Source organism: Rhodococcus sp. NPDC047139, assembly GCF_040643435.1.
GTDB lineage: Bacteria > Actinomycetota > Actinomycetes > Mycobacteriales > Mycobacteriaceae > Rhodococcus.
The window spans coordinates 94283-117299 of sequence record NZ_JBEYUH010000008.1 but is presented as its reverse complement, the minus strand read 5'-3'; the positions used below and the strand labels follow the sequence as shown (position 1 = coordinate 117299).

The window sequence follows — 23017 nt, the reverse complement described above, 5'->3', positions numbered from 1 at the left end:
CCGGGTCGACGACGCCACCGCACGCGGTCGCGTGGAATCCGCTCCGAAGCCCCGCAGGACCTGCGTAGCAGGTGCACGATGGTGTCGTGACCACAGCAGAAGAGGTCCGCCCTCGTCGGGCGCCGCTGGTGCTGGCTTCCCTGATCCTCGTCGCCGCAGTGGCGAACCTGAACCTGGCAGTCGCGAACGTGGCGTTACCCGAGATCGGAAAGGCGTTCGATGCCGGGCAGACCGAACTGAACCTGATCGCCGTCGGCTATTCCGTCGGGCTTGCGGCCTCGGTGCTCTACCTCGGTGCAGTCGGCGATCGCTACGGCCGCAAGCGGATGCTCCTGTTCGGCATGGCGCTGTCGGTTCCCGTCTCGGCGCTCGCAGGTTTCGCCCCCGGTACGGAAGTGTTGTTCGCGGCGCGGGTGCTCGGGGGCGTGTCCGCAGGTCTCGCCTTTCCGACGACCCTGGCGCTGATCACCGCGCTGTGGTCGGGGGCGGCGCGAACCCGCGCGATAGCGCTGTGGTCGGCGATCGGAGGCGGGCTGACCTCACTCGGACCGCTCGTCGCCGGCGCTCTGCTGGAAGGCTTCTTCTGGGGATCGGTATTCCTGATGACGATCCCGCTGGCACTGCTCGCACTCGCGCTGACCTGGGTGTTCGTGCCGAGTCACGTCAACGAGTCGACCGAACCGGTCGATCATCTCGGCGGGATCGTCTCGGTGGTGCTCGTCGGCTCGCTCGTGCTGGGCATCAACTTCGTGCCCGTCGAGGGGATGGCGACCGTCGCGGTGTCCGCCCTGGTGATCGCCCTCGCCTCCTCGATCGCCTTCGTGATCCGCCAGCGGCGCGCACATAATCCGCTGTTCGACCTGCACGTCGCCCGGCGCCGTGTGTTCTGGGTCGCCGCCGTCGCCGGCATCATCGTGTTCGGGACCTTGATGGGAACGATGTACATCAGTCAGCAGTACCTGCAGAACGTGCTCGGGTATTCGACGCTCGAATCCGGCTCCGCTGCGCTCCCCGCCGCTTTCGTGATGGTGCTGGTAGCGCCGCAATCGGCGAAGCTCGTCGAGTCGCGTGGCTCCCGATTCACGCTGCTGTCGGGATATACGGCGATCGTGGCGGGACTCGTCGTCGCATTGACACTGTGGGACGAGGACGCGCACTACTGGGTGGTCGCCCTGGGATTCATGTGCCTGGGCGCGGGAGTGGGGCTGGCCGGAACCCCGGCCTCCCATTCACTGACCGATTCGGTGCCGGTTGCACGTGCCGGGATGGCCTCCGGTACAGCCGATCTGCAGCGCGATCTCGGTGGCGCGATCGTGCAGTCGATTCTCGGCGCGCTGCTCACGGCCGGATATTCGGCCTCGCTCGCCGCTGCCGTCGCGGCGAGCCCGCAGGCCGGATCCGTCGACGAGCAGACTCAGGCCTCACTGGAGAAATCGTTCGCCGGCGCCGCCAGGATCGCGGAACAATATCCCCAATACGCACAACAGATCATCGCGGCCGCACGCGCAGCCTTCCTCGACGGCGACTCGCGTGCGTACGCGGCGGCGATCGTGATCGTGCTGATCGGCGCCGCACTGGTCGCCTTCGCGTTCCCCTCCCACACCCGAGAGACCGAACTGCTCGCCCGGTACGCTCGCGAGGACGGCGACGACGCCGTGGATTCGCTCCGGTGACCGGGCGGCGTGACCTTCACTCACGACTGCGCCCACCGTCCGACGTCACCTCGCTCGAGCGCGACGGCGAGCAGCTCCGGAAAGCGGTCCGGCGTGCACGCGAAGGCCGGCGCTCCGAGTGCGGCGAGCGCAGCCGCGTTCTCCCGGTCGAAGGAGGGCGCACCGTCGTCGGACAGTGCGAGCAACACCACGACCTGCACACCGGACGCGAGCATCTCCCGCACCCGCGCGAGCATCTCGTTGCGGACGCCGCCCTCGTAAAGATCGGAGATCAGTACGAACAGTGAATCGGCGGGGCGCGTGATCAGCGACCTGCTGTACGCGATCGCCCGGTTGATGTCGGTGCCACCGCCGAGTTGGGTGCCGAACAGCACGTCCACCGGATCGGCGAGCTTGTCGGTCAGATCCACCACGGAGGTATCGAAGACGACCAGCGAGGTCCGTAACGCGCGCATCGACGCGAGCACTGCTGCGAACACCGACGCGTACACCACGCTCGACGCCATCGAGCCGGACTGATCCACCGCGAGCACCACATCGCGTTTCACCGCCTGGGAGCGACGCCCGTAGCCCACCAGCTTCTCGGGCACCACCGTGCGATGTTCGGGCAGATACCGGGAGAGATTCGCGCGGATCGTGCGCTCCCAGTCGATGTCGCGCGGCTTCGGGTTGGTCGTCCGCGACGAGCGATCGAGCGCACCCGTGACCGCTGTACGGGTGTGCTGCGCGATGCGTTCCTCGACCTCGCGGACCACCCTCTCGACCACCGTTCGCGCCGTGGCCCTGGTGGTTTCGGGCATGACGTGGTTCAGGCTCAGCAGGGTGCCCACGAGGTGGACATCCGGTTCGACCGCCTCGAGCATCTCGGGTTCGAGGAGCAGTCGGGTCAACCCCAGCCGTTCCACCGCGTCACGCTGCATCACCTGGACCACGGAGGTGGGAAAGTACGTCCGGATGTCGCCCAGCCAGCGCGCTATCCGTGGCGCGGACCCGCCGAGACCTGCGGTGCGCGGCCCGGTGCCGTCGCCGGGAACTGTGTCGTAGAGGGCGCCGAGTGCGGCATCCATCGCGCTGTCCTCGGCGGAGGTGAGCGTACCCGTGGAGTCCTCCGCAGCCTCGCCCAGTGCGAGGCGCCACCGCCGTAAACGTTCGAGATCCCCGGATTCCGTTGTCATACCGACACTCCCAGAATCGTTGCGGTGGCCTGGAGGGCGATGCGGCCGCGTTCTACGGCCGGGGGCGCGGCCGTGCGCCGGCTCCGCTCACCCCGGACCGTCTGTCCGAGCAGACGCCGCTCACCGAAGGTGAAGGCTCCGAAGGTTCGGCGGAGTACGGGCAGGACGTCGACGAAGTCTTCGTCGGTCAGGTCGGCGATCCACCCGTCCACGAGGTCGAACAGAGCGCTGTCGTGCACCAGCAGCAGCCCACCGCCGCCGAGGAAACCATCGATCCAACGTGCTTTCGCCACTGTGGACGACCCCACCGACAACGCCCGCGCGACCCGCAGCGCGGCATCGTGCTCATCGAGCCGGCCGGCATCGCGGAGCAGTCGCGTGATGCGTCCACCGAGCAGTCCGTCGACGTCGTCGCGGTCGCCCATCGACGCCAGCGTCTCGAGCCACCGCTCGGTCGCGCTCGTGTCCTCCCGCACGGCGAGCGCCAGATGCACCTCGTCGACGGCGACGCGCAGCGCATCGGCGGCATCGTGATCGAGACCCGTGACCGCAGCCGGAAGACCTGCACAGGTGCGCGCGAGCAGGGCATCGGCGACGTGCTCCAGGGAGGACAGATCGGTGCCGCGCACGTCGCCGTAGCGGACGGTGCGGACCAGCGTCGGAAGGGCGTTCATCAGGTGCAGCACATCGTGATCGAGGGCCGCCGCCGCGTCGATCGCCGTCACCAGATGCGGGATGGCGGCCCGGAGGTCGGCGAGCAGTGCCTGCTCGAGCAGTGAGGTGAGGTCGGCGAGCGCGATCCCGGGCCGTGCGGCGCGGTCCGTCACCGTGGCACCTGCCGCGGATTCGACGGTCGTGCCCCAGCGGGACGCCTCGACGATCGCCACCGACAACTCGGGATCCCATTTCAGCGTCCACGTCTCCCGGAACGTTCCGGTCGAACGCACCACGCTCTCCGCGGGCGTGCCCCAGTCGATGCCGAGCAGCATCAGACGGTGCAGCAGTCGCGACCGGGCTACGTCGATCTCCCTGCGCAGATCCAGGTCGAGACTCTTGGTCTCGGCGGACCGTTTGAGACGTAAGGATTTCGTCTGCTTCTGCAGGTCGGTGTCGAGTGGGACGGTCGGAGTCGCGTCGGAAACCGAACCCAGCGCTTCTCCGACGACGAGCCGGCGCGTGACGAGATCGAGCAGGACATCGCTTCCGTCGCACAGCACCGATCGGGTCGCCTCGACGACCTCGTCGAGTCCGGCGACCGCACGACCGCGCAGCGCGGCGAGCGTGTCGGCCAGGCGGACCGCCTCGATGACATGGGCACTCGAGACCGGCAGATCCTCGTCACGCAGAACGCGGGCCACGCGGGTGAACCAGCGTGCGGTCGTGTCGGACGGCCGGGTGAACAGATGGTGGTACCAGCCGGGCGAGGTGATGCCGGCGCCGTAGCCGGACGACAGCGACAATCGCGAGTGACTCCACGGCACCCAGGTGAGATTGGTCTTCACCTTCGGTAACCCCTTGAGCAGGCGTGCGTCGGGAGCAGCAGGTCCGAGCCGGCCGGACAGGGCGGGCGCGTGCATGGCCCCGCACACCACGGCGATCGCGCGGGCGCCCGCCTTGACGGTCGCGCGCAGCACCTGCCGCATGTGTGCCTCGCGCCGGGCGGTGTGATCGTCGATCTCGATGTCCTCGCGCAGCACCCGCATCATGTCCGTGATCTCGTCGAAGGCGTGCGCGGGACGGTGCTCGAACACCGCGTCCCACCACTGTTCGAAATCGTCGTATCCACCGGCCCGGGCGAGCATGCCCAACAAGTCGTCGGTCGTACGGTCACCGACCTCCCGATCGGACGCCAGCGACGTCGCCGCCGGAAGATCGCAGAAGCGCACGTCCGCATCGTGCAGATACGCCCAGCGCAGTGCCTGCCATTCCGGGGAGAAGGCGGCGAACGGCCAGAACGCAGCGCGTGCCGGCTCGTCGCGAGCGTAGGCGAGCAGCGCGACAGGGGGCACCATGTCGTCGGCTGCGGCGAGGGCGAGTACCGGATCGGCGTCGGACGGACCCTCGATCAGTACGGTGTCCGGTTCGAACTCCGTGAGCGCCTGTACGAGCGCGCGCGCCGAACCCGGACCGTGGTGCCGGATCCCGAAGACGCGGATCTCGGCGCCGGCACGCGCGGGGCTGTGGAGCGCGTCGGTCACCCGGCGATCTCCCGGCATGCCCGGTAGAAGTCGGCCCAGTCGCTCCGCTCGCGCACGACGGCCTCGAGGTACTCGTTCCAGACCACACGATCGGACACCGGGTCCTTGACCACCGAGCCCAGAATGCCGGCCGCCACGTCGGAGGGGCGCAGCGTGCCGTCCCCGAAGTGCGCGGACAGGGCCAACCCGCCCGTCACCACCGAGATCGCCTCGGCGGTGGACAGGGTGCCCGAGGGGGACTTGAGCTTGGTGCGTCCGTCGGCCGTGACACCGCTGCGCAGTTCCCGGAAGACCGTGACGACGCGGCGGATCTCATCCGCGGCCGCGGGCACCGCCGGGAGTTCGAGCGCGGCACCGAGTTGTTCGACACGGCGAGTGACGATCGCGACCTCGTCGTCCTCGTCGGCGGGCAGCGGCAGTACCACGGTGTTGAACCGTCGGCGCAGCGCGGACGACAGGTCGTTGACGCCGCGGTCGCGGTCGTTCGCGGTGGCGATGACGTTGAAGCCCTTCGCCGCCTGCACCTCGATACCGAGTTCGGGGACCGGAAGGGTCTTCTCGGACAGGATGGTGATCAGCGCATCCTGCACGTCGGCGGGGATGCGGGTGAGTTCCTCGATACGTGCGACGGCACCCTCGCGCATCGCCGTCATGATCGGAGAAGCGACCAGTGCGTCGGGACTCGGCCCCTCCGCGAGCAGCCGCGCATAGTTCCAGCCGTATCGCACGGAGTCCTCGGTCGTGCCCGCTGTTCCCTGTACGAGCCGGGTCGACGAACCACTGATCGCAGCCGCGAGATGTTCGGAGACCCACGTCTTCGCGGTGCCGGGAACGCCGAGCAGAAGCAGGGCGCGGTCGGTCGCCAGGGTCGCGACGGCCACTTCGATCAATCGTCGTGGTCCGACGTACTTCGGGGTGATGACGGTGCCGTCGGACAGTTCACCGCCGAGCAGGTAGGTCACCACCGCCCGCGGTGACAGCTTCCACGAGGGCGGGCGCGGCCGGTCGTCGACGTACGCGAGTGCGGCGAGTTCGTGTGCGTACTGCTGCTCGGCGTGCGGGCGCAGCAGGTCGGTGCCGGAAACGGCGGTGTCGGAAACGGCAGGGGTCGACTCGTCGGTCAACTCAGCTCCTCGTGGATCGTCTTGCGAAGGGTCAGGGTGTCGGCTGCGCTCGCGAACAGGTGCAGACGGCCGAGATCGTCGGTTCGGTTCGCGGCGTCGGCCAGCAGGTCGGCGAGATCGAAGGGAGCCCGATGGGCGAGCAGTACCAGGATGTCGCGGACGACGCGAGTGGTCGTCACCGTCGTGTACAGCGCGGTCAGTACCTTCTCGGCGACATCGCGCGGCCACGGCGCCGGAAGAGCGGCGAGCAGACCGTCATCGAGAATCGTAGGCAACGAAGCCTCGCGTAGATGCGCGAGGAGGACATCGAGGGGCAGAACCCGTGCGAGATCTGCGTCGACGACGCCGTCACGTCGCAGCAACGCCGCGGCCCACTCGCCGTTGCGCTGCCGGACGGCCGCCCGTCCCCAGGCGCCGCTCAATGCGGTGCGGATCGCGTCGTCGACGTCGAGTTCCGGGAGTGTCGTGGTTCCGGCGTGGTCACGCCACACCGACAGCGGGGCAGCGGAAACGGCCTCGGCCACGAGTTCTTCGGCTCGGCGGTTCGGTCCGGAGACCAGGCCGTCCCGGCGTGCGCTCTCGTCCGGCCGGGAAGGGGCTGCGAGGGTGACAGCGGACCCGTCGACGAGCACCCACTGCCGCACACGCTCGGCCATGCGGTGTGCGAATGCGGAGCCCTCGAGGCGCGGGAGAAGTTCGAGCGCCACGGCGCGAACTTTGCGGCTGCGGTCGTCGAGGGCGTGTTCGAGCAGGTCCTCGTCGTGCGTGCCCAGGCCGTTCGCGAGCAGTGCGAGCAGTTCTGCGCGCTGAGCGGCGGTCTGCGAACTCCATGCCTCCGCGAGTTTCGTCGTCGCGGCCGCAGGGTCGTGCGTGCGGAGTGCCTCGAACCATCGCCGTCTCCGTGCGGGCGGGCCGTGGCGCCACGGCGTCTCGTCGGACGGATCCGGAGGCAACAGTTCTGCCCACTCCGGATGAGCGGCCGCCACCCATCGTCCCCGTGTTCCGGCCAGGGCGACGAGTCGATCGCGGTGGGTCGTGTCGGTGCTCGCCGCGACCAGCAGGTCGATCACGATGTCGTGTGACGCCCGGAAGCGCGCCGCCACGTCGAACCACTCGTCGAGCAGCGGGGAGCGCACGGCCAACAGTGCGCGGAGGCGGTCGCCGGCGACCGCCGGCAGTGCGGGGCGGGCGTCGTCCGGGGCGGGGTCGGGTAGATCGCGGACGACGGGAACGGTAGCCGCGGTGAGAAACGTCGATTCCAGTGCGGCGGCGCCGAGCAGGGCGGTTGCCGGATCTCCGGTCAGTTGCGCCGCGCCCTCGGCGGTGTGCAGGGAGCCGAAACCCGGCGCCGACCGCGCCGTGCCGAGAAGACCTGCAGTGGTGAGTGATTCGGGAAGAAGTCCGGTCACCAGGTCATCACCTGTCCTTTGGTGAACAATGAGACCGGAGCGAGAGCGGCGCCGTCCCAGTCGCCGCAGACCGTCACCGGATGTCCACCTGCGACAGCATGCAGACGCCGGCGGCTGTCGTCGTCACCGGAGAGGGGGACGGCCCGTCCGGACCGGTCGACGACGTACCAGCCGTCCTCGGTGTGGGCGGGGGTGACCCCTTCGAGCAGTACCGGCCAGGTGCGCAACCACGGATCGGCCCCGCGCACGCGCGCGTACTCGTGCAACGCTGAGTCGAGACCGGACGCCGGGAGCGTCGTGAAGGGCTCCGCGTCTCCGTACTGCCGGCCGAGTACGGCGCGCAGGGGAGCGGAGCCGGGATAGAAGTGCAGGTCGGCATCGACGAGTGAGCCCGGAGGTGGTGGCGACGTCGCGAAACGTGCTGTGCCGTGCGAGAAGTCGAGAAGGATCGCCCACCGGCCGCTGGTGCGTCCACGCAACCAGATCTTGCGGGTGAACATCCGGCTCTCCTCGGTGGTGCGCATCGCGAGAACCTGCCAGCGGTCGCGCACGGCGGGTTCGGCGCGGACTTCCTCGGTACGGATGCCGAACCCGAGGTGGGTCTGCAGCGATCGCACGAGCGTCTCGGGCAGCTCGTCACGCCGCCGGTATGCGACGACCATCAGGTGCAGCCGCGCGTACTCGGTGAGCAATCGGTCGGGCCAGTCCGTTTCGTTGTTCACCACGGATGCCAGCGCACGCAGCGCGGATGCCGCCCCCGGCGCCTGGGCATCGACCATGCGGGCGGCGATCTCCTCGTAGGTGTCGTAACTGTGGTCCACCGCGCCGAGACCGTGCCGGATTCGGTCGGTCATCCACCGGCCGAGGTCGTCCAGTCCGGCCGCGACGCGTTCCGCGCGCCGCTGGGCGGTCGCCGGGGCGGGTGTTTCCACCGGTTCGGGGGCCTGTGCACTCGGCGTTGTGGCTGCGGCGCGGGCGGCGAGCCAGTCGGTGACGAAATCGGGTGCCTCCCCGGCGGTCAGAGCTCCCTCCGACCACTGCACGAGCAGCGACAGGGCGTGCTTGCACGGGACCTTCCGGCTCGGGCACGAGCACGTGTAGGCGGGAGCGCTCGGGTCGATCGCCGTGCGGTAGGTCGTCGTGTCGCGACCGCGGCACCGGCCCCACAGCGCTGTGCTGTCGTGACCGGTATCGACCCATGCGGCAGCCACGCCGCGCGCCGCCGTCATCGAGGACGGATCGGGGGCGACGGCGTCGATCTGCTGGAGGCTCCAGGGGGCGGTCACGAGCGTCGAAGGTAGGGGAGAGGTCCGACAGACACCGGGCGATCAGGACGTGGCACGGGTTTCCAGACGTGCGCGGATACCGTCGACGAGCAGGCGCAGGCCGAACTCGAAGCGCACGGCGGGGTCGCCGTCGAGAAGGTCGTCGTCGGTCTCGGCCGGCTGCTCGGTGGCGACGCCGGGGGTGAGGGCAGCGCGCGTGAGTGCACCGAGTTCCGCCAGCTGCGTCCGGGACTGCTCGTCGACGGTGTGCCCGAGGACGTAATGGAGAAGTGCGTATCCGGTGAGTTCGGCGTAGGCCCGTGGCAGGCCGGCGCGTTCTGCGGTGGTGACGAAGGCGTCGCGTGCCCGTGAGGTGGTGAGCCGGGACGCGTAGCTCGAAGCGACGAGTTCTGCGCCGTCGCGGTGGGCAAGCAGTGCAGCGCGGAAACGGTGTGCGAGCTCGGCGATCGCCTCGTCCCATGTCTCGCTCGTGGGCGGTTCGTCGACACCGTCGAGGATGCGGTCGGCCATGGCGCCGAGCAGGGTCTGCTTGTTGGGGAAGTGCCAGTACAGTGCGCCGGGCTGGACGCCGAGCGACGACGCGAGCTTGCGCATCGTCAGATCACCGAGTCCGTATTCGTCGAGGATCGCCATGGCGCCGTCGAGGACGTCGCCGCGTCGCAACTGCACTGCTTCTCTGCTCCTGCATCTTCCGCTGTGCGGCGGTAGTGCTCCGCCGGGGAATCCGAACCGACGGATTCGTGCCTTTGACAGTATCGGACGGTTCGCCCTAACCTGAACGACGTTCAATTGAACGATGTTCAAGTTCTCGCCACGGCAGGAGACGGCAGTGACCCAGGCGCCCACACGTACCGATATCCTCGACGTCGCTCGCGACCAGGTGCTTCGTCGTGGAACCGGCTTCGATCGCGAGCAGACCCTCGAGGTGCTGCAACTGCCCGACGATCGCATCGACGATCTGCTGGCGGTCGCGCACGATGTGCGTATGGCGTGGTGCGGCCCGGAAGTCGAGGTCGAAGGCATCATCAGTCTCAAGACCGGGGGTTGCCCCGAGGACTGCCATTTCTGCTCCCAGTCGGGTGTGTTCGCCTCCCCGGTGCGCGCCGCACGGCTCGACGTCCGTTCGCTCGTCGAGGCCGCGAAGCAGACGGCGAAGACCGGAGCCACCGAGTTCTGCATCGTGGCCGCGGTGCGCGGGCCCGACGAACGGCTTCTCGCGCAGGTCGCCGCCGGTATCGAAGCGATCCGCAACGAGGTCGACATCCGGATCGCGTGCTCGCTCGGGATGCTCACCCAGGAACAGGTCGACCGCCTCGTCGCGATGGGTGTGCACCGCTACAACCACAATCTCGAGACCGCCCGGTCGTACTTCCCGAATGTCGTCACAACGCACACCTGGGAGGAGCGCTTCGAGACCCTGCGCATGGTGCGGGAGGCAGGTATGGAGGTGTGCTGTGGCGGCATCCTCGGCATGGGTGAAAGTGTCGAGCAGCGTGCGGAATTCGCGGCGGAACTCGCCGCTCTCGAACCCGACGAGGTGCCGCTGAACTTCCTGAACCCCCGCCCCGGCACTCCCTTCGGGGACCTCGAGGTGCTGCCCGCGACCGAAGCACTCAAGGCCGTCGCGGCGTTCCGGCTGGCACTGCCGCGCACGATCCTGCGCTACGCAGGTGGCCGCGAGATCACCCTCGGCGATCTCGGAGCACAGAAGGGAATCCTCGGCGGCATCAATGCCGTCATCGTCGGCAACTATCTCACGACGCTCGGTCGGCCCGCCGAGGCGGATCTCGACCTGATCGGCGAGTTGAAGATGCCGATCAAGGCCCTCGGCGAGACGATCTGATGTTCGATCCCTTCACCGGAGAGACGCTCGTCGAAGGCGCGCTCCGTGCCCCCTCTGCCGCAGTGCGGCTCGGGCTCGAACCGCCCCGCTTCTGCACGCAGTGCGGTCGGCGGATGATCGTGCAGGTCGCGCCGGACGGATGGTGGGCGCGGTGTTCACGCCACGGGACGATCGACTCGCTGATGAACGAACAGCGATGAACTGCAGGATCTTTCACGCTTCGCCTTGTGGCTCGACGGGATAGGTCACGACGCCGCCGCGTCCCACTGTGGGTGTTGCACCCCACCGCCCCAGCTCGTGGCGGCGCGGTTCTGCCCTGTTGATCAGATGAACGACCGTCCATCCGCGTGCGGTGAGCGTGTTCGCGATCAGCAATCGGTGGCAGCGCCAGGGCATCGGTTCCCCGCACATGATCGCGACCCGCTGTTCCATGGCGATGCCCGTGAGCTGCGCGAGGCCGGACTCGAACTCCTCGGTGAGGGTGTAGTCGGCGTAGTTCTTGAAACTCGCGTTCTGCCAGCCCGCATTGACGGCCGGATCGACGTCCTCGAGTCTCGGTCGCCTGCCGCCGAGTTCCGGCAGGTGCAGGTAGCCGATTCCGGCCGTGTCGAGCCAGGAGGGCATCGCGGACTCGCCGAACCAGGGACTGCGGCGCGAGCCCGGCACCTTGCGCACATCGACGAGCAACTCGATGTCCGCCGAGGTGAGGGTGTCGAGCACGACGGACTGCGGACACGTCCAGTGGCCGATGGTCCACAATTCGTGCGAGCCTGCGCTCATGGTTCCGGACTACCCGCCGGCCGGCCGCGGCGAACCTCGAGCCCTCGGGCCGCCACGACGACCGGGCGATCCGGACTACGGCGGTGCATTCCCGTCGTACGGTGACCACACGTCGTTTCCGGCAGCCGCGGTCGAGGGGGAGAAAGCATGAGCGTCGAGGGGGTTCTCACCGCCTATTTCGAGGCGTACAACAGCGAAGAGCCGGACCGGCTCGCAGAACTGCTCGACAAGGATGTGGTGCTGCATTCGGCTGCCGGGACCGAGCAGGGTCTGTCGACCTATCTCGACGCATATCGGAGCAGGGCGGCCGTCTTCGTCGATCGCATGATCCCGGATCGGATCGAGGTGAATGGGGACATGGCGACGGTGACGATCCTCAACACCCTCACTGCCCGGGTGGACGTCCCGGACTTCATGGGGGCGCCTGTGGGGAAGGGCAGACAGTGACGCAGAAGAAGCGGGGCCGCTACCGGGTCGGAAACGGGCGGGTCTGCGAGATCCGCATCGACGTGCTCTGATCCCACGCGAGTGGGCTGCGGACCCGGCAGAGTTCCCCGCACTAGACCGGTGGACGTAGGGCGGCGAACTCGTCGGTTACCCGCAGTCGGGATTCGGTGAACCGGTAGAGCGCAGGCGGCCGCCCACCGGCTTTGCCGGAGGGTGCCGTGTTGCCGGTGCGGGTGAGCACGTTCCGGCGTGCGAGCACCCGCTGGAGGTTGGTCGCATCCACCTCGTATCCCAATGCTGCGCAGTAGATGTCACGAAGTGTCGACATCGAGAACTCGGCCGGGGCCAGGCCGAACGCGATGTTCGTGTACGACAGTTTCGCGGCCAGGCGGGCGTGAGCATTCGCGACCATTACGCCGTGGTCGAAAGACATCTCGGGGAGGTTCGACACGGGATGCCATGCCGTGTCGGGGGGCAGTTGCGGGTCCGAGGTGAGTGGAATCAGTCCGAGATAGGTCGATGCGATCGTGCGAGGACCCGGTACCCGCGCCGGATCGGAGAAGACGGACAACTGCTCGAGATGTGCGACCTCGCGGACGTCGACCTTCTCCGCCAGTTGCCGTCGCGCCGACGTCGTGAGGTCTTCGTCGTTGCGTAATTGCCCGCCGGGGAGCGACCACGTGCCGACCTGCGGGTCGAGGGCTCGCTGCCACAGCAACACTCCCAATTCGGGCTCCTCGCGAGGGGTTCCGGAACTGTCCGCGAAGTGGCGAACCTGGAACACAGCGATGAGCACTTCGTGACGGGTGTTACCATGTGTCATGTTTTCGATCCTAAGTCGAAAACCTCGCACACGGAAATCTCGGCACAGCCCGCCGGGATGACACCCCTCGAAGGAGCAAGGCCATGACCACGACCGAGTGGGCGGGAGCCGCCACCATCGTCGACGGCCCCGGCGGTTACACAGGCGTCGAGGCGACGCCGGAGTGGGCCGAAGAGGTCCGTCGCCTGGCCCGTGAGCGCAACGCCACGCTGCTCGCACACAACTACCAGCTTCCCGCGATCCAGGACGTCGCCGACCACGTCGGCGACTCGCTCGCACTCTCGCGCATCGCCGCCGAGGCAGAGGAGGGCACCATCGTCTTCTGTGGCGTCCACTTCATGGCCGAGACCGCGAAGATCCTCAGCCCGAACAAGACCGTGCTCATCCCGGACGAACGCGCCGGCTGCTCTCTCGCCGACTCGATCACCGCCGACCAGCTGCGCGAGTGGAAGGCCGACCACCCCGACGCGGTCGTCGTCTCCTACGTCAACACCACCGCCGAGGTCAAAGGCCTGACCGACATCTGCTGCACGTCGTCCAACGCCGTCGACGTGGTCGCCTCCATCGACCCCGGCCGTGAGGTGCTGTTCCTTCCCGACCAGTTCCTCGGTGCCCACGTCAAACGCGTCACCGGTCGCGAGAACATGCACATCTGGGCCGGGGAGTGCCACGTGCACGCCGGCATCAACGGCGACGAACTCGCCGCCCAGGCCAAGGCGCACCCCGACGCCGACCTGTTCGTCCACCCCGAATGCGGCTGCGCGACCTCGGCGCTCTATCTCGCAGGCGAAGGATTCGTGCCCGACGACAAGGTCAAGATCCTGTCCACCGGCGGCATGATCGACGCTGCCCGGGAGACCGGTGCGAAGCAGGTCCTCGTCGCGACCGAGGTCGGCATGCTCCACCAGCTCCGTAAGGCCGCGCCCGGCATCGACTTCCAGGCGGTCAACGACCGTGCGTCCTGCCCCTACATGAAGATGATCACCCCTGCGGCCCTGCTGCGTTGTCTTCAGGAAGGACGCGACGAGGTCCACGTCGACGCGGCGGTGGCCGAGCGTGCCCGGCTGTCGGTGCAGCGCATGATCGCCATCGGCAATCCGGGCAGCGGAGAGTGACTACGTCCGCCGCTGTCGCGCGGGCGACCTCCGTCGCTGTCGCGTGGGAGGACCACGCCGACGTGGTGGTGGTCGGGGGTGGGGTCGCCGGCCTCACGGCGGCGCGCGCCGCGTCCCGTCGCGGTGCGCGAGTGCTCACCGTCAGTAAGGGCGGACCGACCGACACGGCCACGCAGTACGCGCAGGGTGGTATCGCCGTGGTCGCGCCGGTCGGTGACAGTGTCGATGCCCACGTGGCCGACACTCTCGCGGCGGGCGGAGGATTGTGCGACCGGGAGGCTGTGCGCTCGATCGTCTCCGCCGGACCCGACGCGGTGACCGCCCTGCGTGATCTCGGTGCGGTCTTCGACACCGGGGGAGACGGTGACGTCGCCCGGACCCGCGAGGGCGGGCACAGCACCCGCCGCATCATCCATGCCGGTGGTGATGCGACCGGTGCCGAAGTGCAGCGCGCACTGGGAGCAGCCGGCCTGCCCGTGCTGTTCGGTGCTGCTGCCGCACGGGTCCTCACGGATGCATACGGAGTCACGGGACTGCTGGTCCTCGACTCCCGCGGGTTCGGGATAGTCCACACTCCGGCAGTACTGCTCGCGACCGGTGGTCTCGGCCAGCTCTACGCGTGCAGTACGAATCCGCCCGGTGCCACGGCCGACGGCATCGCGCTCGCGCTGGCCGCCGGCGCCGGGGTTGCGGACCTCGAGTTCGTCCAGTTCCACCCGACAGTGCTGTTCGCCGAGGGCGGCACCGGGCGGCGACCGCTCGTCAGCGAAGCGGTACGGGGAGAAGGAGCGCGACTGCTCGACTCCCGCGGCCGGTCGATCACCGAGGGAGTACACCCGCTCGGCGACCTGGCGCCCCGTGACGTCGTCTCGCGGGCTGTCGCCGAGCGACTGAGCGAACTCGACGAGAACCACGTCTACCTCGATGCGCGGCACCTCGCCGGGTTCGCTGCCCGGTTCCCGACCATCACGGCGATGTGTGCCGAGGCGGGCCTCGATCCGGTTCGGGATCTGCTTCCCGTCGCTCCGGCAGCGCATTACTCGTGCGGGGGTGTCGTCACCGACGTGCACGGTCGCACCCGCGTTCCCGGGCTCTATGCGGCCGGTGAGGTGGCGCGCACCGGGCTGCACGGCGCGAACCGGCTCGCCTCCAACAGCCTGCTCGAAGGACTCGTGCTCGGCGAACGTGCCGGAACGGCCGCCGCGCTCGAACGCGCCGGGATTCGGGCCGAATCCACCGACATCCCCTCCGTCGGACCTGCCGTCTGCGACCGCGCCAGAGTGCAACGGCTCATGACGCGGCATGCACTGGTCGTACGAGACGCCGACGGGCTGGACACTGCTGCAACCGAACTCGTCGAGGCGAGTACCACGGGCGCGTGCCTCGACGCGGAACGTCTCGAGGACGCCGCTCTCACCGTCACCGCGCGGGCCCTGCTGCTCGCCGCGCAACGACGCACCGAGTCGCGCGGATGTCACACCCGCAGCGACCATCGGGACCCCGACCCCGCACAGGCACGCAGCCTCGAACTACGCCTCGATGACGACGGCGAATTGTCTTTCACCACACCGGAACTGACAGGAGTCAACTGAGATGACCACCGTGCTGCCCGACGGGCTCGACCTCGCCGAGACCCGCGAGCTGGTCCGGAAGGCACTCGACGAGGACCTGCGTTACGGGCCGGACGTCACCACCGAGGCCACCGTGCCCGCCGACGCCGTCGCCACCGCCTCGGTGGTCGCGCGGCAGGCCGGCACCCTCGCCGGTCTCGACGTCGGTCTGCTCGTCCTCGACGACGTCATGGGGGCCGATCATTACCGCGTGCTCGACCGGCGGACCGACGGGGAGCGGGTGCTGCCCGGGGATCCGGTCCTGACCGTCGAGGCGCCGACCCGTGGTCTGCTCACCGCCGAGCGCACGATGCTCAACCTCCTGTGTCACCTGTCGGGCATCGCCACGGCCACCTCGCACTGGGTCGATGCGGTGGCGGGCACGGAGGCGAAGATCCGCGACAGCCGCAAGACCCTGCCGGGAATGCGCGCGCTGCAGAAGTATGCGGTGCGGATGGGCGGCGGCGTCAACCATCGCATGGGACTCGGCGACGAAGCGCTGATCAAGGACAACCACGTCGCGGCGGCAGGCTCGGTGGTCGCCGCACTGCGCGCAGTCCGGGAACACGCCCCCGACATCGCGTGCGAGGTGGAGGTCGACACCCTGGAGCAGTTCGACGAGGTGCTCGCCGAGAACGTCGAGTTGATCCTGCTCGACAACTTCCCGTTGTGGCAGACGCAGATCGCGGTGCAGCGCCGCAACACCCACGCGCCGCAGACCCGGCTCGAATCCTCCGGCGGGCTGTCCCTCGACGTGGCGGCCGACTACGCCCGCACCGGTGTCGACTACCTCGCGGTGGGTGCGCTCACCCATTCGGTGACGGTGCTGGACTTCGGCCTCGACATGTAATGCGTCAACGGTGTGCCATCGCGCGGATCAGCGGGGCTGCCGGCAAGGACGCGAACATGGCCGTCTCCTCCCGCACCGAGGTGTCCTCATCCAGGAATCGCAGGACCGGAGCTGCGGAGTTCCGGTCGAACAGCCGCGCGAACATGTCCTCGAGAAATGCCGGACGTTCGACGAGCACCCGCAGCAACGCGCGATCGTAACGACCGAACCGGGAGGCGGGTTTCGGTAGATCACAGGGATGGCCGTGCCGGGCGAACGAGCGGACGATGGCCTCGCAGTCCCGCTGGATCCGTTCGTAGGCGTAGCCGCTCGACGCCTTGAGCAAGCCCGCGGCCGCACCGATCCGCACGACCTGGCCCTCCACTCGGTTCGGGGGATGCGCGACGAGGGGCAGCCGGCCGTGTTCGGCGAATTCCGCATCGAACGATCCGGTGCCGAGGCCGAGGACATCGGTGAGATAGGTGGCTATCGCGCCGTGATGCTTCGCATCGTCGATCGGCGGACGGGACGCAGAGGTGAAGCAGGTGTGCTCGACGAGGGCGTGCTGCGCGTCGGTGGGGAGCACGTAGAGGAACGACGCGACCTGCTGGTCGGTTCGGAAGTCGAACAGCACGGGCGCGTGCGGGTCGAAGACCGGGCGCCGCGACCGGACGCGGAACCCGAGGAAGTCCAGGGCTGCGTCGGCGCCGACGGTCGCCGGTGCCGGGCCCCGCGCGTCGAAGACCCACTCGGGCCGCAACTCGCGCCCGTCGTCGAGGAGCACGCGCGCACCGCCGGAGGTGCAAAGGTCTGTGACGCGCCCTGTCACAGAGCCGATGTCGGCGACGGAATCGGTGTGTCGGCGCACTTCGGCGAGCAGACGCGCGCCGTGGACCACGCGGTAGACGTAATCGTCGAGGGGCAGTTCCCGGCCCCGGCCTTTCGCATGGATGCGGATGCGTCCGAACGATTCGGTGGCGGCAGGATCGAGCAGGGACGATCTCCGGGTCCACGATGCCCAGGCTGCCCGAGTGATGTCGTGGCGCCCGTCGTCGACCACCACCACCGGACCGGGCCGGGCGTCGGTCGTGGCGAGATGGGCGGCCAGCGACAGTCCGCTCAGGCCGGCTCCGAGGACGACGATTCCTCCCTGCACGGTCGTGTCCCATGGGCGAAGAACCACGGCACCTCCCGGTCGAATGCGGTGGTGTCCGGCACGAGTGTCGTCGCCGCTCTGGATACCGGAACACGAGTCGGACGAGACGGTACCCGCGCTCGTGTCATCTGCGGTACAACTGACAACATCGACATACCGGAGTCGGTCACGAAGGGTGGGGGGCCTGCTCCGGTCGGGGGAGAGGAAGTAGGACACGATGCGGTTACCGATGCCACCGACCGACTCGATGTTCCTGCTCGGGGAGTCGCGCGACCATCCGATGCACGTCGGCGGCCTTCTGCTGCTCCAGCCGCCGGACGGGCAGGACGCCGGCGACCTGCGGTCGATGTTCGCCGAGGCGCTCGCCCGCGACGAACCGGCCGGACCGCTGTGGCGCAGGCGGCCCACCCGCTCGCTGTTCACCCTCGGCCAATGGGCGTGGGAGGACGATCCGCGCTTCTCGATCGACTATCACGTCCGGTTCAATGCGCTGCCGTCTCCCGGCACGATGGATGATCTGTGGGAACTTGTTTCCCGCCTGCATGCCTCGCTGCTCGACCGCACGCGCCCGCTGTGGGAGATGCATCTGATCGAAGGTCTGGCCGACGGTCGCTATGCCTTGTACGTCAAGATCCACCACGCGGTCGCCGATGGAGTGGGCGCGATGCGTCTGCTGCGCCGGGCACTCAGCACCGATCCGGAACGCACAGGCATGCCTGCCCCGTGGGCGGCACCCGAGGTGCAGTCCACGACGCGTTCGGCGATGGGCACAGCGATCGGCTTCCCCGGCGCGGTAGTCCGTGCCGCGACCGGCGCGGTGAACGACGCCGTCCACGTGGTCTCCGAGGCGGCGGCGCTGGTACCGGCCGTGATCGGCACCGTCGACCGCGCTCTGCACAATCGCGGCGGCTCCCTGTCCCTGAGTGCTCCGAACACCATTCTCAATCGTCAGATCTCCGGATCGCGCCGGTTCGCGGCCAGGTCCTGGCCGCTCGAACGACTCCGCATGGTGGCGAAGGCGGCCGACGCGACGCTCAACGACGTCGTCCTCGAATTGTCCGGCGGCGCACTGAGGGCATTTCTCGCCGAACACGAAGCACTGCCGGACGATTCGCTGGTCGCGATGGTCCCGGTGTCGCTGCGTCAGGGCAAGGCGCCGGCGGGCAACGAGATCGGCGTCCTGATGTGCACACTCGGCACGCAGTGCGATGATCCGGTGGAACGCCTTGCGCGCGTGCGTGGTTCGATGATCGAGGGCAAGCACGCGATGAACTCGATGTCGAGAATCGGTCGTCTCGCGACCAGTGCGGTGGGTATCGCACCCCTCGCGGTGGGAGTGCTCACCGGCAACCGGGCGTTGCCACGACCACCGTTCAACGTGATCGTCTCGAATGTACCGGGACCCGACACGCCGCTGTACTGGAACGGCGCACGCGTCGATGCGGTATATCCGTTGTCGGTGCCCGTCGACGGGCAGGCGCTGAACATCACCTGCACGAGTACCGACGACGAGATCGCCTTCGGGTTGACGGCGTGCGGCCGCACCGTGCCGGATCTCACCCGGTTGCTCGATCACTTCGACGACGAACTCGGGGCCCTGGAGTCCGCTCTCGGAGTCCGAGTGGAGGTCGACGACGATATGAGCAGGGGGAGCGGGGGAAGTGCTGCCGGACGCGGCTGACACGTTCCTCCGAACGGCACACGGCCGTCTGCACGCCGCCGGGAATCGTCGCGTCGCATCGTCGGATGAGTCGACGCCGGTGGTAGTCGGGACCGACACGCCCGTCGATCGTCTCGATTGGTTACGCTGAGCGCCCGTGACCGACTTCGACAGCCAGGTGGTGGCGGCCGTGACCGCCCACATGAACGACGATCACGCAGCCGACAGCCTGCTCATCGTGCGCGCTTTCGCCGAGCCCGGTGCGACCGAGGCGCGGATGACCGGCGTCGACGGTGAGGCGGGGGAGTGGGTCGTCGTCGGCGGCGATCGCGATTACACCGTGCGGATCCCGTGGCTCGAACCGGTCACCGACCGCGCCGGGCTTCGTACGGCAGTCGTCGATCTCTACAAGGCCGCGTGCATCCGGCTCGGAGTCGACGCCTCCTCCTGATCGCGCCTGCACCGTCACTTCTGTGCTGCCACGCGACGGGCGTGCGGCGTCCACACCTCGGTGAGGGCACGGCGGCCGATGAACAGCCCGATGTGCCCGGCATCGGCGACGGTGGTGGTAATCCTCTCCGGCGGGGTCGATACGTACTCTGCCAGCGCGGTGACCTGCCGGGGAGTCGCGAGCAGGTCCGCGGATCCGGCGATCAGGTGCACCGGACAGTCGACAGAGGCCGGATCCACGACGCGTCCTTCGGCCGTCAGCGTTCCGGCGACGAGTTCGTTGCCGACGAACAGATGGCGCAGGATCCACTCGCGGAAGGCTGCGGGCATCTCCTGCTTCCACGCGAACCAGTGCCGTTCGGCTTCCCAGCGCGCGACCTCGTCGGGATCGTCGATCCGGCCGAGCAGCGTCATCGCGCGCTCGATCTCGCCGATCGGGTCGGTGGTCTGCAATCCCACGGCTCGCGCTGCGCCGTACCAGAATTCGATCGCGGATGCTGCCGCTGCCTGTGGTACGTGCGCCAGCATCGACAGCGCGGGCTGATCGACGTGGAAGTCGATGGGTGCCCCAGCCACGGTCAACGAGTGCACGGTCTCGGGGTGCAGTGCCGCGTAGACGGTGCCGAGCCACCCGCCCTGGCTGTCGCCGATCAGGTTCACCCTGCCGCCGAGATGAGCGACGGCGTCGGCCACTACGGCCAGGTGCTCGTCGATCGAACAGTCGTCCGTTGTGGTGGTCGCCGGCGCCCAGTCGAGGCAGTGCAGACGGGTGAGACCGCCGGCTCTGAGCGCTTCGATCTGGCTGCGGTCGGCGGAATGGTCGACGATGCACGAGTGGGTGCCGGCCTGTGGCGGCAGTAGCAGAGTGGGAATCTCGTCTCGGACTGCGTCGGGTGTGCCGCAGTCGCGGAGATTGCCGAGGGGCCATCGGCGCACCACCGGCCAGTTCGTGCTCCAGCGCGGAAGCGTGACCGAGGTCAGGGCCCAGCTGTACCGGTTCGCGTCGGAGACCACGGTGCACGGTGTGGCGCCGCGTCGTACGAGGCCGACGAGATAAGCGCTCCAACCGGCGATCGCCGCGGTCCCGAGACGAATCGGGGCCGCGGCGATCCTGGCAGGTGTCAGTGACTGCATGCACTGCACCGGAGAACGTCCGCCGTGGCGGTGTTCGAGTTCGACAACTGCATCGAGGGAGTCGTCGATTACTTGAGGAGGTCGCGAGCGGTGCTCGTGACGGTGGTGGTGAGCTCGCGCGCGAAGGAGACCTGAGCCTTGGTGAGGTCGGCGACCCACTCGACGGGGGTGGCCTCGGCGACCTTCTCCTGCAGATCCAGGATGCTCGAGACGGCCTTCTCGTAGGTATCGACGCCGAGGTTCCCACTCTGCTTCGCGGCATCGATGAATTTCGCGTTGAACTCCTGGAAGCGCTCGGTGGCCTCGTCGACGGTCTTGGTGAATTCGGTGGCGGCCTTGTCCGCGACTGCGGCGGCCGTCGATGTCAGCTTCTCGGCCGACTGCTGGGCCGTTGCGGTGGCCTCGGTGGCGGCCTTCGTGGCGGCTTCGGTCGCCTTGGCGTTCGCGGCGGTGGTCTTGGTCGGTGCGGTCATGATGTGAACCTTCCGTGGGCGCTCGTGACGGGAGCGGAACTTCCCTTGTGGGGGTGCGCTCGGATCGGCGCTGTTAGCAGGTTAGCAAGATGATAGCTAACACGCAATATCACTCGAAGACATAGGTTCCCGGCGCATCGCACAGGGGCGGATGCTGCGCGCTGCCCATTGCCGGCGGCGCGACAAGTTCACCGGCACGCTTCGTCGACCATGCGGTCCAGTCCTCCCACCACGAGCCGGGCGTGCGGGTGGCCTCCTCGGCCCAGGCATTCGGGTCCTCGGGCAGTGCCGCGAGTTCGTCCGCGTCGGGTGCTCCGACGGCGTCGTACCAGGCCTTCGGGTTCGGGGGATTGACTGCGCCGGCGACATGACCACCGCTGGTCAGCACGTAGCGAACCGACCCGCCGAGCAGCCCTGTGGCCTTGTACGACGCGGTCCACGGCACGATGTGATCGTTGATTGCCCCGACCACATAGGTATCGCAGGTGATATCCGACAGGTCGAGGACCTCGCCGTCGAGCTCGTAGAGCCCGCGCGCGAGTTCGTTACGCCCGTAGAGGGACCGCAGATAGTGCGAGTGCATCTTCGCCGGCATGCGCGTGCTGTCCTCGTTCCACGCCAGGATGTCGAAGGCTGCCGGCTTTTCGCCCTTCATCCACCGCGACACCCAATAGTTGAAGATCAGGTCACGTGCCCGGATCATGTCGAAACTTCCCGCCATCTCGTCACCCGAGAGGAAGCCCTGCCTGCTCATCCGGAACTCGACCCGGTCGAGCGTCGCCGGGTCGGTGAGCAGTGCCAGTTCGCCGACTTCGCTGTAGTCGAGGAGCGTGTTGAGCATCGTGAACGCGCTGATGCGCTTGTCGCCGATCTTGCCCATCCGGGCCGCGGCCATCGCCGCCATCGCACCGCCGAGGCAGATCGTGAGCAACTCGATGCGCGACGTCCCGGTGATCTCTTCGACGATGTCGAGCGCTGCCGCGATCCCCTGCAGGTAGTAGTCGTCCATCGTGATCTCGTGCATCGACTCGCCCGGATTGCGGTACGAGATCGCGAACACCGTGCGTTCGTGCTGCACTGCCCACTCGATGAGGCTGCGCTGCGGCGCGAGATCGAGGATGTAGTACTTGTTGATCCACGGTGGCGCGGCCAGGATGGGGATCTCGTGCACCTCGCCGGTCTGCGGCGCGTACTGGATGACCTCGATCAGATCGTTGCGGTAGACGACCTTGCCGGGGGTCGCGGCCATGTTCTCGCCGAGAGTGAAGGCCTCCCGGTCGACTTTGAGCGGCAAGCCCTTCCGGTGCACGAGATCCTCGAGCGCGTATTTCGCGCCGCGGAACAGGCTGGCTCCGCCGGTGTCGAGTGCGCGGACGAGCACACCTGGGTTGATGAGGAAGTTCGAGGGTGCGAGCGCGTCGAACATCAGGTTCGCGAACTGGCGTGCCTTGCCGTCCTGGACCGGATCGCCTGCACCGGCGTCGGCGAGATCCTCGACGTATTCGCGGGTGGCGAGATAACTCTGCAGCAGTGAGAAGTAGGCAGGATTCTCTTTCCACGCGGCGTCGGAGAACCGCCGATCCTTCGGATCCAGGGTGACCGGGGCATGGGGGTCGCGGGCACTCCACACGCGCGTCGCAGCGGCCGGGATGTTCGCGAGGCGATAGGTGTACTCCGTGGTCGCATCCGCCACCGCGCGCGGATTCTTCACCGCGCGACCGGCGACGGAGGCGACGGCCGGACCCCAGCCGATGGGGTCGAGCGAGGAGGTGATCTTCTTCTGCAGATGGTTGAGCACCGTGCAACTCCAGAACGGGGATGAATGGTCCAGA

Annotated in this window: 21 protein-coding genes; 9 read left to right on the top strand and 12 right to left on the bottom strand. The window is 68.3% G+C overall.

Features of this window, described 5'->3' with window-relative positions; translation table 11 throughout:
* Positions 1 to 86: 86 nt before the first annotated feature.
* Positions 87 to 1673, top strand: coding sequence for an MFS transporter (locus tag ABZ789_RS12815; RefSeq protein ID WP_358424131.1), 1587 nt, complete (start codon positions 87 to 89; stop codon positions 1671 to 1673).
* A gap of 20 nt (positions 1674 to 1693) precedes the next feature.
* Here ABZ789_RS12815 and ABZ789_RS12810 read toward each other — a convergent pair whose 3' ends face one another.
* Genes ABZ789_RS12810 through ABZ789_RS12785 form a run of 6 tightly spaced genes read right to left on the bottom strand, consistent with a single transcriptional unit; the run spans position 1694 to position 9534 of the window.
* Entirely contained in the window at positions 1694 to 2848 is a 1155-nt protein-coding gene (locus tag ABZ789_RS12810; protein ID WP_358424129.1) for a VWA domain-containing protein, read from the bottom strand.
* Positions 2845 to 5064 carry a DUF5682 family protein gene (locus tag ABZ789_RS12805; protein ID WP_358424127.1) on the bottom strand — a complete coding sequence of 740 codons (2220 nt, stop codon included), beginning with the start codon at positions 5062 to 5064 and terminating at the stop codon, positions 2845 to 2847. The genes ABZ789_RS12810 and ABZ789_RS12805 overlap by 4 nt, the downstream gene beginning before the upstream one ends.
* Positions 5043 to 6170 carry an AAA family ATPase gene (locus tag ABZ789_RS12800; RefSeq protein ID WP_358424125.1) on the bottom strand — a complete coding sequence of 376 codons (1128 nt, stop codon included), beginning with the start codon at positions 6168 to 6170 and terminating at the stop codon, positions 5043 to 5045. The genes ABZ789_RS12805 and ABZ789_RS12800 overlap by 22 nt, the downstream gene beginning before the upstream one ends.
* A complete protein-coding gene (locus ABZ789_RS12795; RefSeq protein ID WP_358424123.1) occupies positions 6167 to 7579 on the bottom strand; it encodes a DUF5691 domain-containing protein in 1413 nt (470 codons plus the stop codon). Before ABZ789_RS12795 ends, ABZ789_RS12800 begins: the two co-directional genes overlap by 4 nt.
* On the bottom strand, positions 7576 to 8865 hold the full coding sequence (locus tag ABZ789_RS12790; RefSeq protein ID WP_358424121.1) for an SWIM zinc finger family protein: 1290 nt from the start codon (positions 8863 to 8865) through the stop codon (positions 7576 to 7578). Before ABZ789_RS12790 ends, ABZ789_RS12795 begins: the two co-directional genes overlap by 4 nt.
* Positions 8866 to 8907: 42 nt before the next feature.
* Positions 8908 to 9534, bottom strand: a complete 627-nt coding sequence (locus ABZ789_RS12785; RefSeq protein ID WP_358424119.1) for a TetR/AcrR family transcriptional regulator C-terminal domain-containing protein — start codon at positions 9532 to 9534, stop codon at positions 8908 to 8910.
* A 160-nt stretch (positions 9535 to 9694) separates the two neighbouring features.
* Here ABZ789_RS12785 and bioB point away from each other — a divergent pair, with 160 nt between their 5' ends.
* On the top strand, positions 9695 to 10708 hold the full coding sequence (gene bioB, locus ABZ789_RS12780) for a biotin synthase BioB (RefSeq protein WP_358424117.1): 1014 nt from the start codon (positions 9695 to 9697) through the stop codon (positions 10706 to 10708).
* Entirely contained in the window at positions 10708 to 10908 is a 201-nt protein-coding gene (locus ABZ789_RS12775) for a hypothetical protein (protein ID WP_358424115.1), read from the top strand. Before bioB ends, ABZ789_RS12775 begins: the two co-directional genes overlap by 1 nt.
* A gap of 13 nt (positions 10909 to 10921) precedes the next feature.
* Here ABZ789_RS12775 and ABZ789_RS12770 read toward each other — a convergent pair whose 3' ends face one another.
* On the bottom strand, positions 10922 to 11488 hold the full coding sequence (locus tag ABZ789_RS12770) for a DUF488 domain-containing protein (protein WP_358424113.1): 567 nt from the start codon (positions 11486 to 11488) through the stop codon (positions 10922 to 10924).
* Positions 11489 to 11635: 147 nt separating this feature from the next.
* Here ABZ789_RS12770 and ABZ789_RS12765 point away from each other — a divergent pair, with 147 nt between their 5' ends.
* On the top strand, positions 11636 to 11935 hold the full coding sequence (locus tag ABZ789_RS12765; protein WP_358424111.1) for a nuclear transport factor 2 family protein: 300 nt from the start codon (positions 11636 to 11638) through the stop codon (positions 11933 to 11935).
* A 112-nt stretch (positions 11936 to 12047) separates the two neighbouring features.
* Here ABZ789_RS12765 and ABZ789_RS12760 read toward each other — a convergent pair whose 3' ends face one another.
* On the bottom strand, positions 12048 to 12758 hold the full coding sequence (locus ABZ789_RS12760) for an NUDIX domain-containing protein (RefSeq protein ID WP_358424109.1): 711 nt from the start codon (positions 12756 to 12758) through the stop codon (positions 12048 to 12050).
* Positions 12759 to 12841: 83 nt separating this feature from the next.
* Here ABZ789_RS12760 and nadA point away from each other — a divergent pair, with 83 nt between their 5' ends.
* Genes nadA through nadC form a run of 3 tightly spaced genes read left to right on the top strand, consistent with a single transcriptional unit; the run spans position 12842 to position 16333 of the window.
* A complete protein-coding gene (gene nadA, locus ABZ789_RS12755; protein ID WP_358424107.1) occupies positions 12842 to 13873 on the top strand; it encodes a quinolinate synthase NadA in 1032 nt (343 codons plus the stop codon).
* Positions 13870 to 15465: an L-aspartate oxidase gene (locus ABZ789_RS12750; protein WP_358424105.1), complete on the top strand. Its 1596-nt coding sequence runs from the start codon at positions 13870 to 13872 to the stop codon at positions 15463 to 15465. Before nadA ends, ABZ789_RS12750 begins: the two co-directional genes overlap by 4 nt.
* Position 15466: 1 nt before the next feature.
* Positions 15467 to 16333: a carboxylating nicotinate-nucleotide diphosphorylase gene (gene nadC / locus ABZ789_RS12745; protein ID WP_358424103.1), complete on the top strand. Its 867-nt coding sequence runs from the start codon at positions 15467 to 15469 to the stop codon at positions 16331 to 16333.
* 4 nt (positions 16334 to 16337) lie between these two features.
* On the opposite strand, the gene ABZ789_RS12740 is transcribed toward nadC, so the two are convergent.
* The gene (locus tag ABZ789_RS12740; RefSeq protein ID WP_358424101.1) at positions 16338 to 17495 is read right to left on the bottom strand and encodes a lycopene cyclase family protein; all 1158 of its coding nucleotides are present in this window, start codon (positions 17493 to 17495) and stop codon (positions 16338 to 16340) included.
* A 202-nt stretch (positions 17496 to 17697) separates the two neighbouring features.
* Between ABZ789_RS12740 and ABZ789_RS12735 the strand changes: the two genes are divergently transcribed.
* Positions 17698 to 19149: a wax ester/triacylglycerol synthase family O-acyltransferase gene (locus ABZ789_RS12735; protein ID WP_358424099.1), complete on the top strand. Its 1452-nt coding sequence runs from the start codon at positions 17698 to 17700 to the stop codon at positions 19147 to 19149.
* Positions 19150 to 19285: 136 nt separating this feature from the next.
* Positions 19286 to 19579 (top strand): DUF2470 domain-containing protein, encoded by a 294-nt coding sequence (locus tag ABZ789_RS12730; RefSeq protein WP_358424097.1) that lies wholly within the window; start codon positions 19286 to 19288, stop codon positions 19577 to 19579.
* A gap of 14 nt (positions 19580 to 19593) precedes the next feature.
* Here ABZ789_RS12730 and ABZ789_RS12725 read toward each other — a convergent pair whose 3' ends face one another.
* The 3 genes from ABZ789_RS12725 to ABZ789_RS12715 all read right to left on the bottom strand — a co-directional run bounded on the left by ABZ789_RS12725 (position 19594) and on the right by ABZ789_RS12715 (position 22983).
* Positions 19594 to 20712, bottom strand: coding sequence for an alpha/beta fold hydrolase (locus ABZ789_RS12725; RefSeq protein WP_358424096.1), 1119 nt, complete (start codon positions 20710 to 20712; stop codon positions 19594 to 19596).
* 68 nt (positions 20713 to 20780) lie between these two features.
* On the bottom strand, positions 20781 to 21185 hold the full coding sequence (locus tag ABZ789_RS12720) for a hypothetical protein (protein ID WP_358424094.1): 405 nt from the start codon (positions 21183 to 21185) through the stop codon (positions 20781 to 20783).
* Between the two features lie 109 nt (positions 21186 to 21294).
* Complete coding sequence (locus ABZ789_RS12715; RefSeq protein ID WP_358424092.1) at positions 21295 to 22983, bottom strand: alpha/beta fold hydrolase; 1689 nt, start codon at positions 22981 to 22983, stop codon at positions 21295 to 21297.
* Positions 22984 to 23017 lie beyond the last annotated feature (34 nt).

What these genes read in the sequence shown, in the direction of transcription:
- ABZ789_RS12810 (WP_358424129.1), bottom strand. Translation starts at nt 2,848, where the DNA reads ATGACAACGGAATCCGGGGATCTCGAACGTTTACGGCGGTGGCGCCTC.
- ABZ789_RS12805 (WP_358424127.1), bottom strand. Translation starts at nt 5,064, where the DNA reads ATGCCGGGAGATCGCCGGGTGACCGACGCGCTCCACAGCCCCGCGCGT.
- ABZ789_RS12775 (WP_358424115.1), top strand. Translation starts at nt 10,708, where the DNA reads ATGTTCGATCCCTTCACCGGAGAGACGCTCGTCGAAGGCGCGCTCCGT.
- ABZ789_RS12770 (WP_358424113.1), bottom strand. Translation starts at nt 11,488, where the DNA reads ATGAGCGCAGGCTCGCACGAATTGTGGACCATCGGCCACTGGACGTGT.
- ABZ789_RS12765 (WP_358424111.1), top strand. Translation starts at nt 11,636, where the DNA reads ATGAGCGTCGAGGGGGTTCTCACCGCCTATTTCGAGGCGTACAACAGC.
- ABZ789_RS12760 (WP_358424109.1), bottom strand. Translation starts at nt 12,758, where the DNA reads ATGACACATGGTAACACCCGTCACGAAGTGCTCATCGCTGTGTTCCAG.
- nadA (WP_358424107.1), top strand. Translation starts at nt 12,842, where the DNA reads ATGACCACGACCGAGTGGGCGGGAGCCGCCACCATCGTCGACGGCCCC.
- nadC (WP_358424103.1), top strand. Translation starts at nt 15,467, where the DNA reads ATGACCACCGTGCTGCCCGACGGGCTCGACCTCGCCGAGACCCGCGAG.
- ABZ789_RS12735 (WP_358424099.1), top strand. Translation starts at nt 17,698, where the DNA reads ATGCCACCGACCGACTCGATGTTCCTGCTCGGGGAGTCGCGCGACCAT.
- ABZ789_RS12725 (WP_358424096.1), bottom strand. Translation starts at nt 20,712, where the DNA reads ATGCAGTCACTGACACCTGCCAGGATCGCCGCGGCCCCGATTCGTCTC.
- ABZ789_RS12720 (WP_358424094.1), bottom strand. Translation starts at nt 21,185, where the DNA reads ATGACCGCACCGACCAAGACCACCGCCGCGAACGCCAAGGCGACCGAA.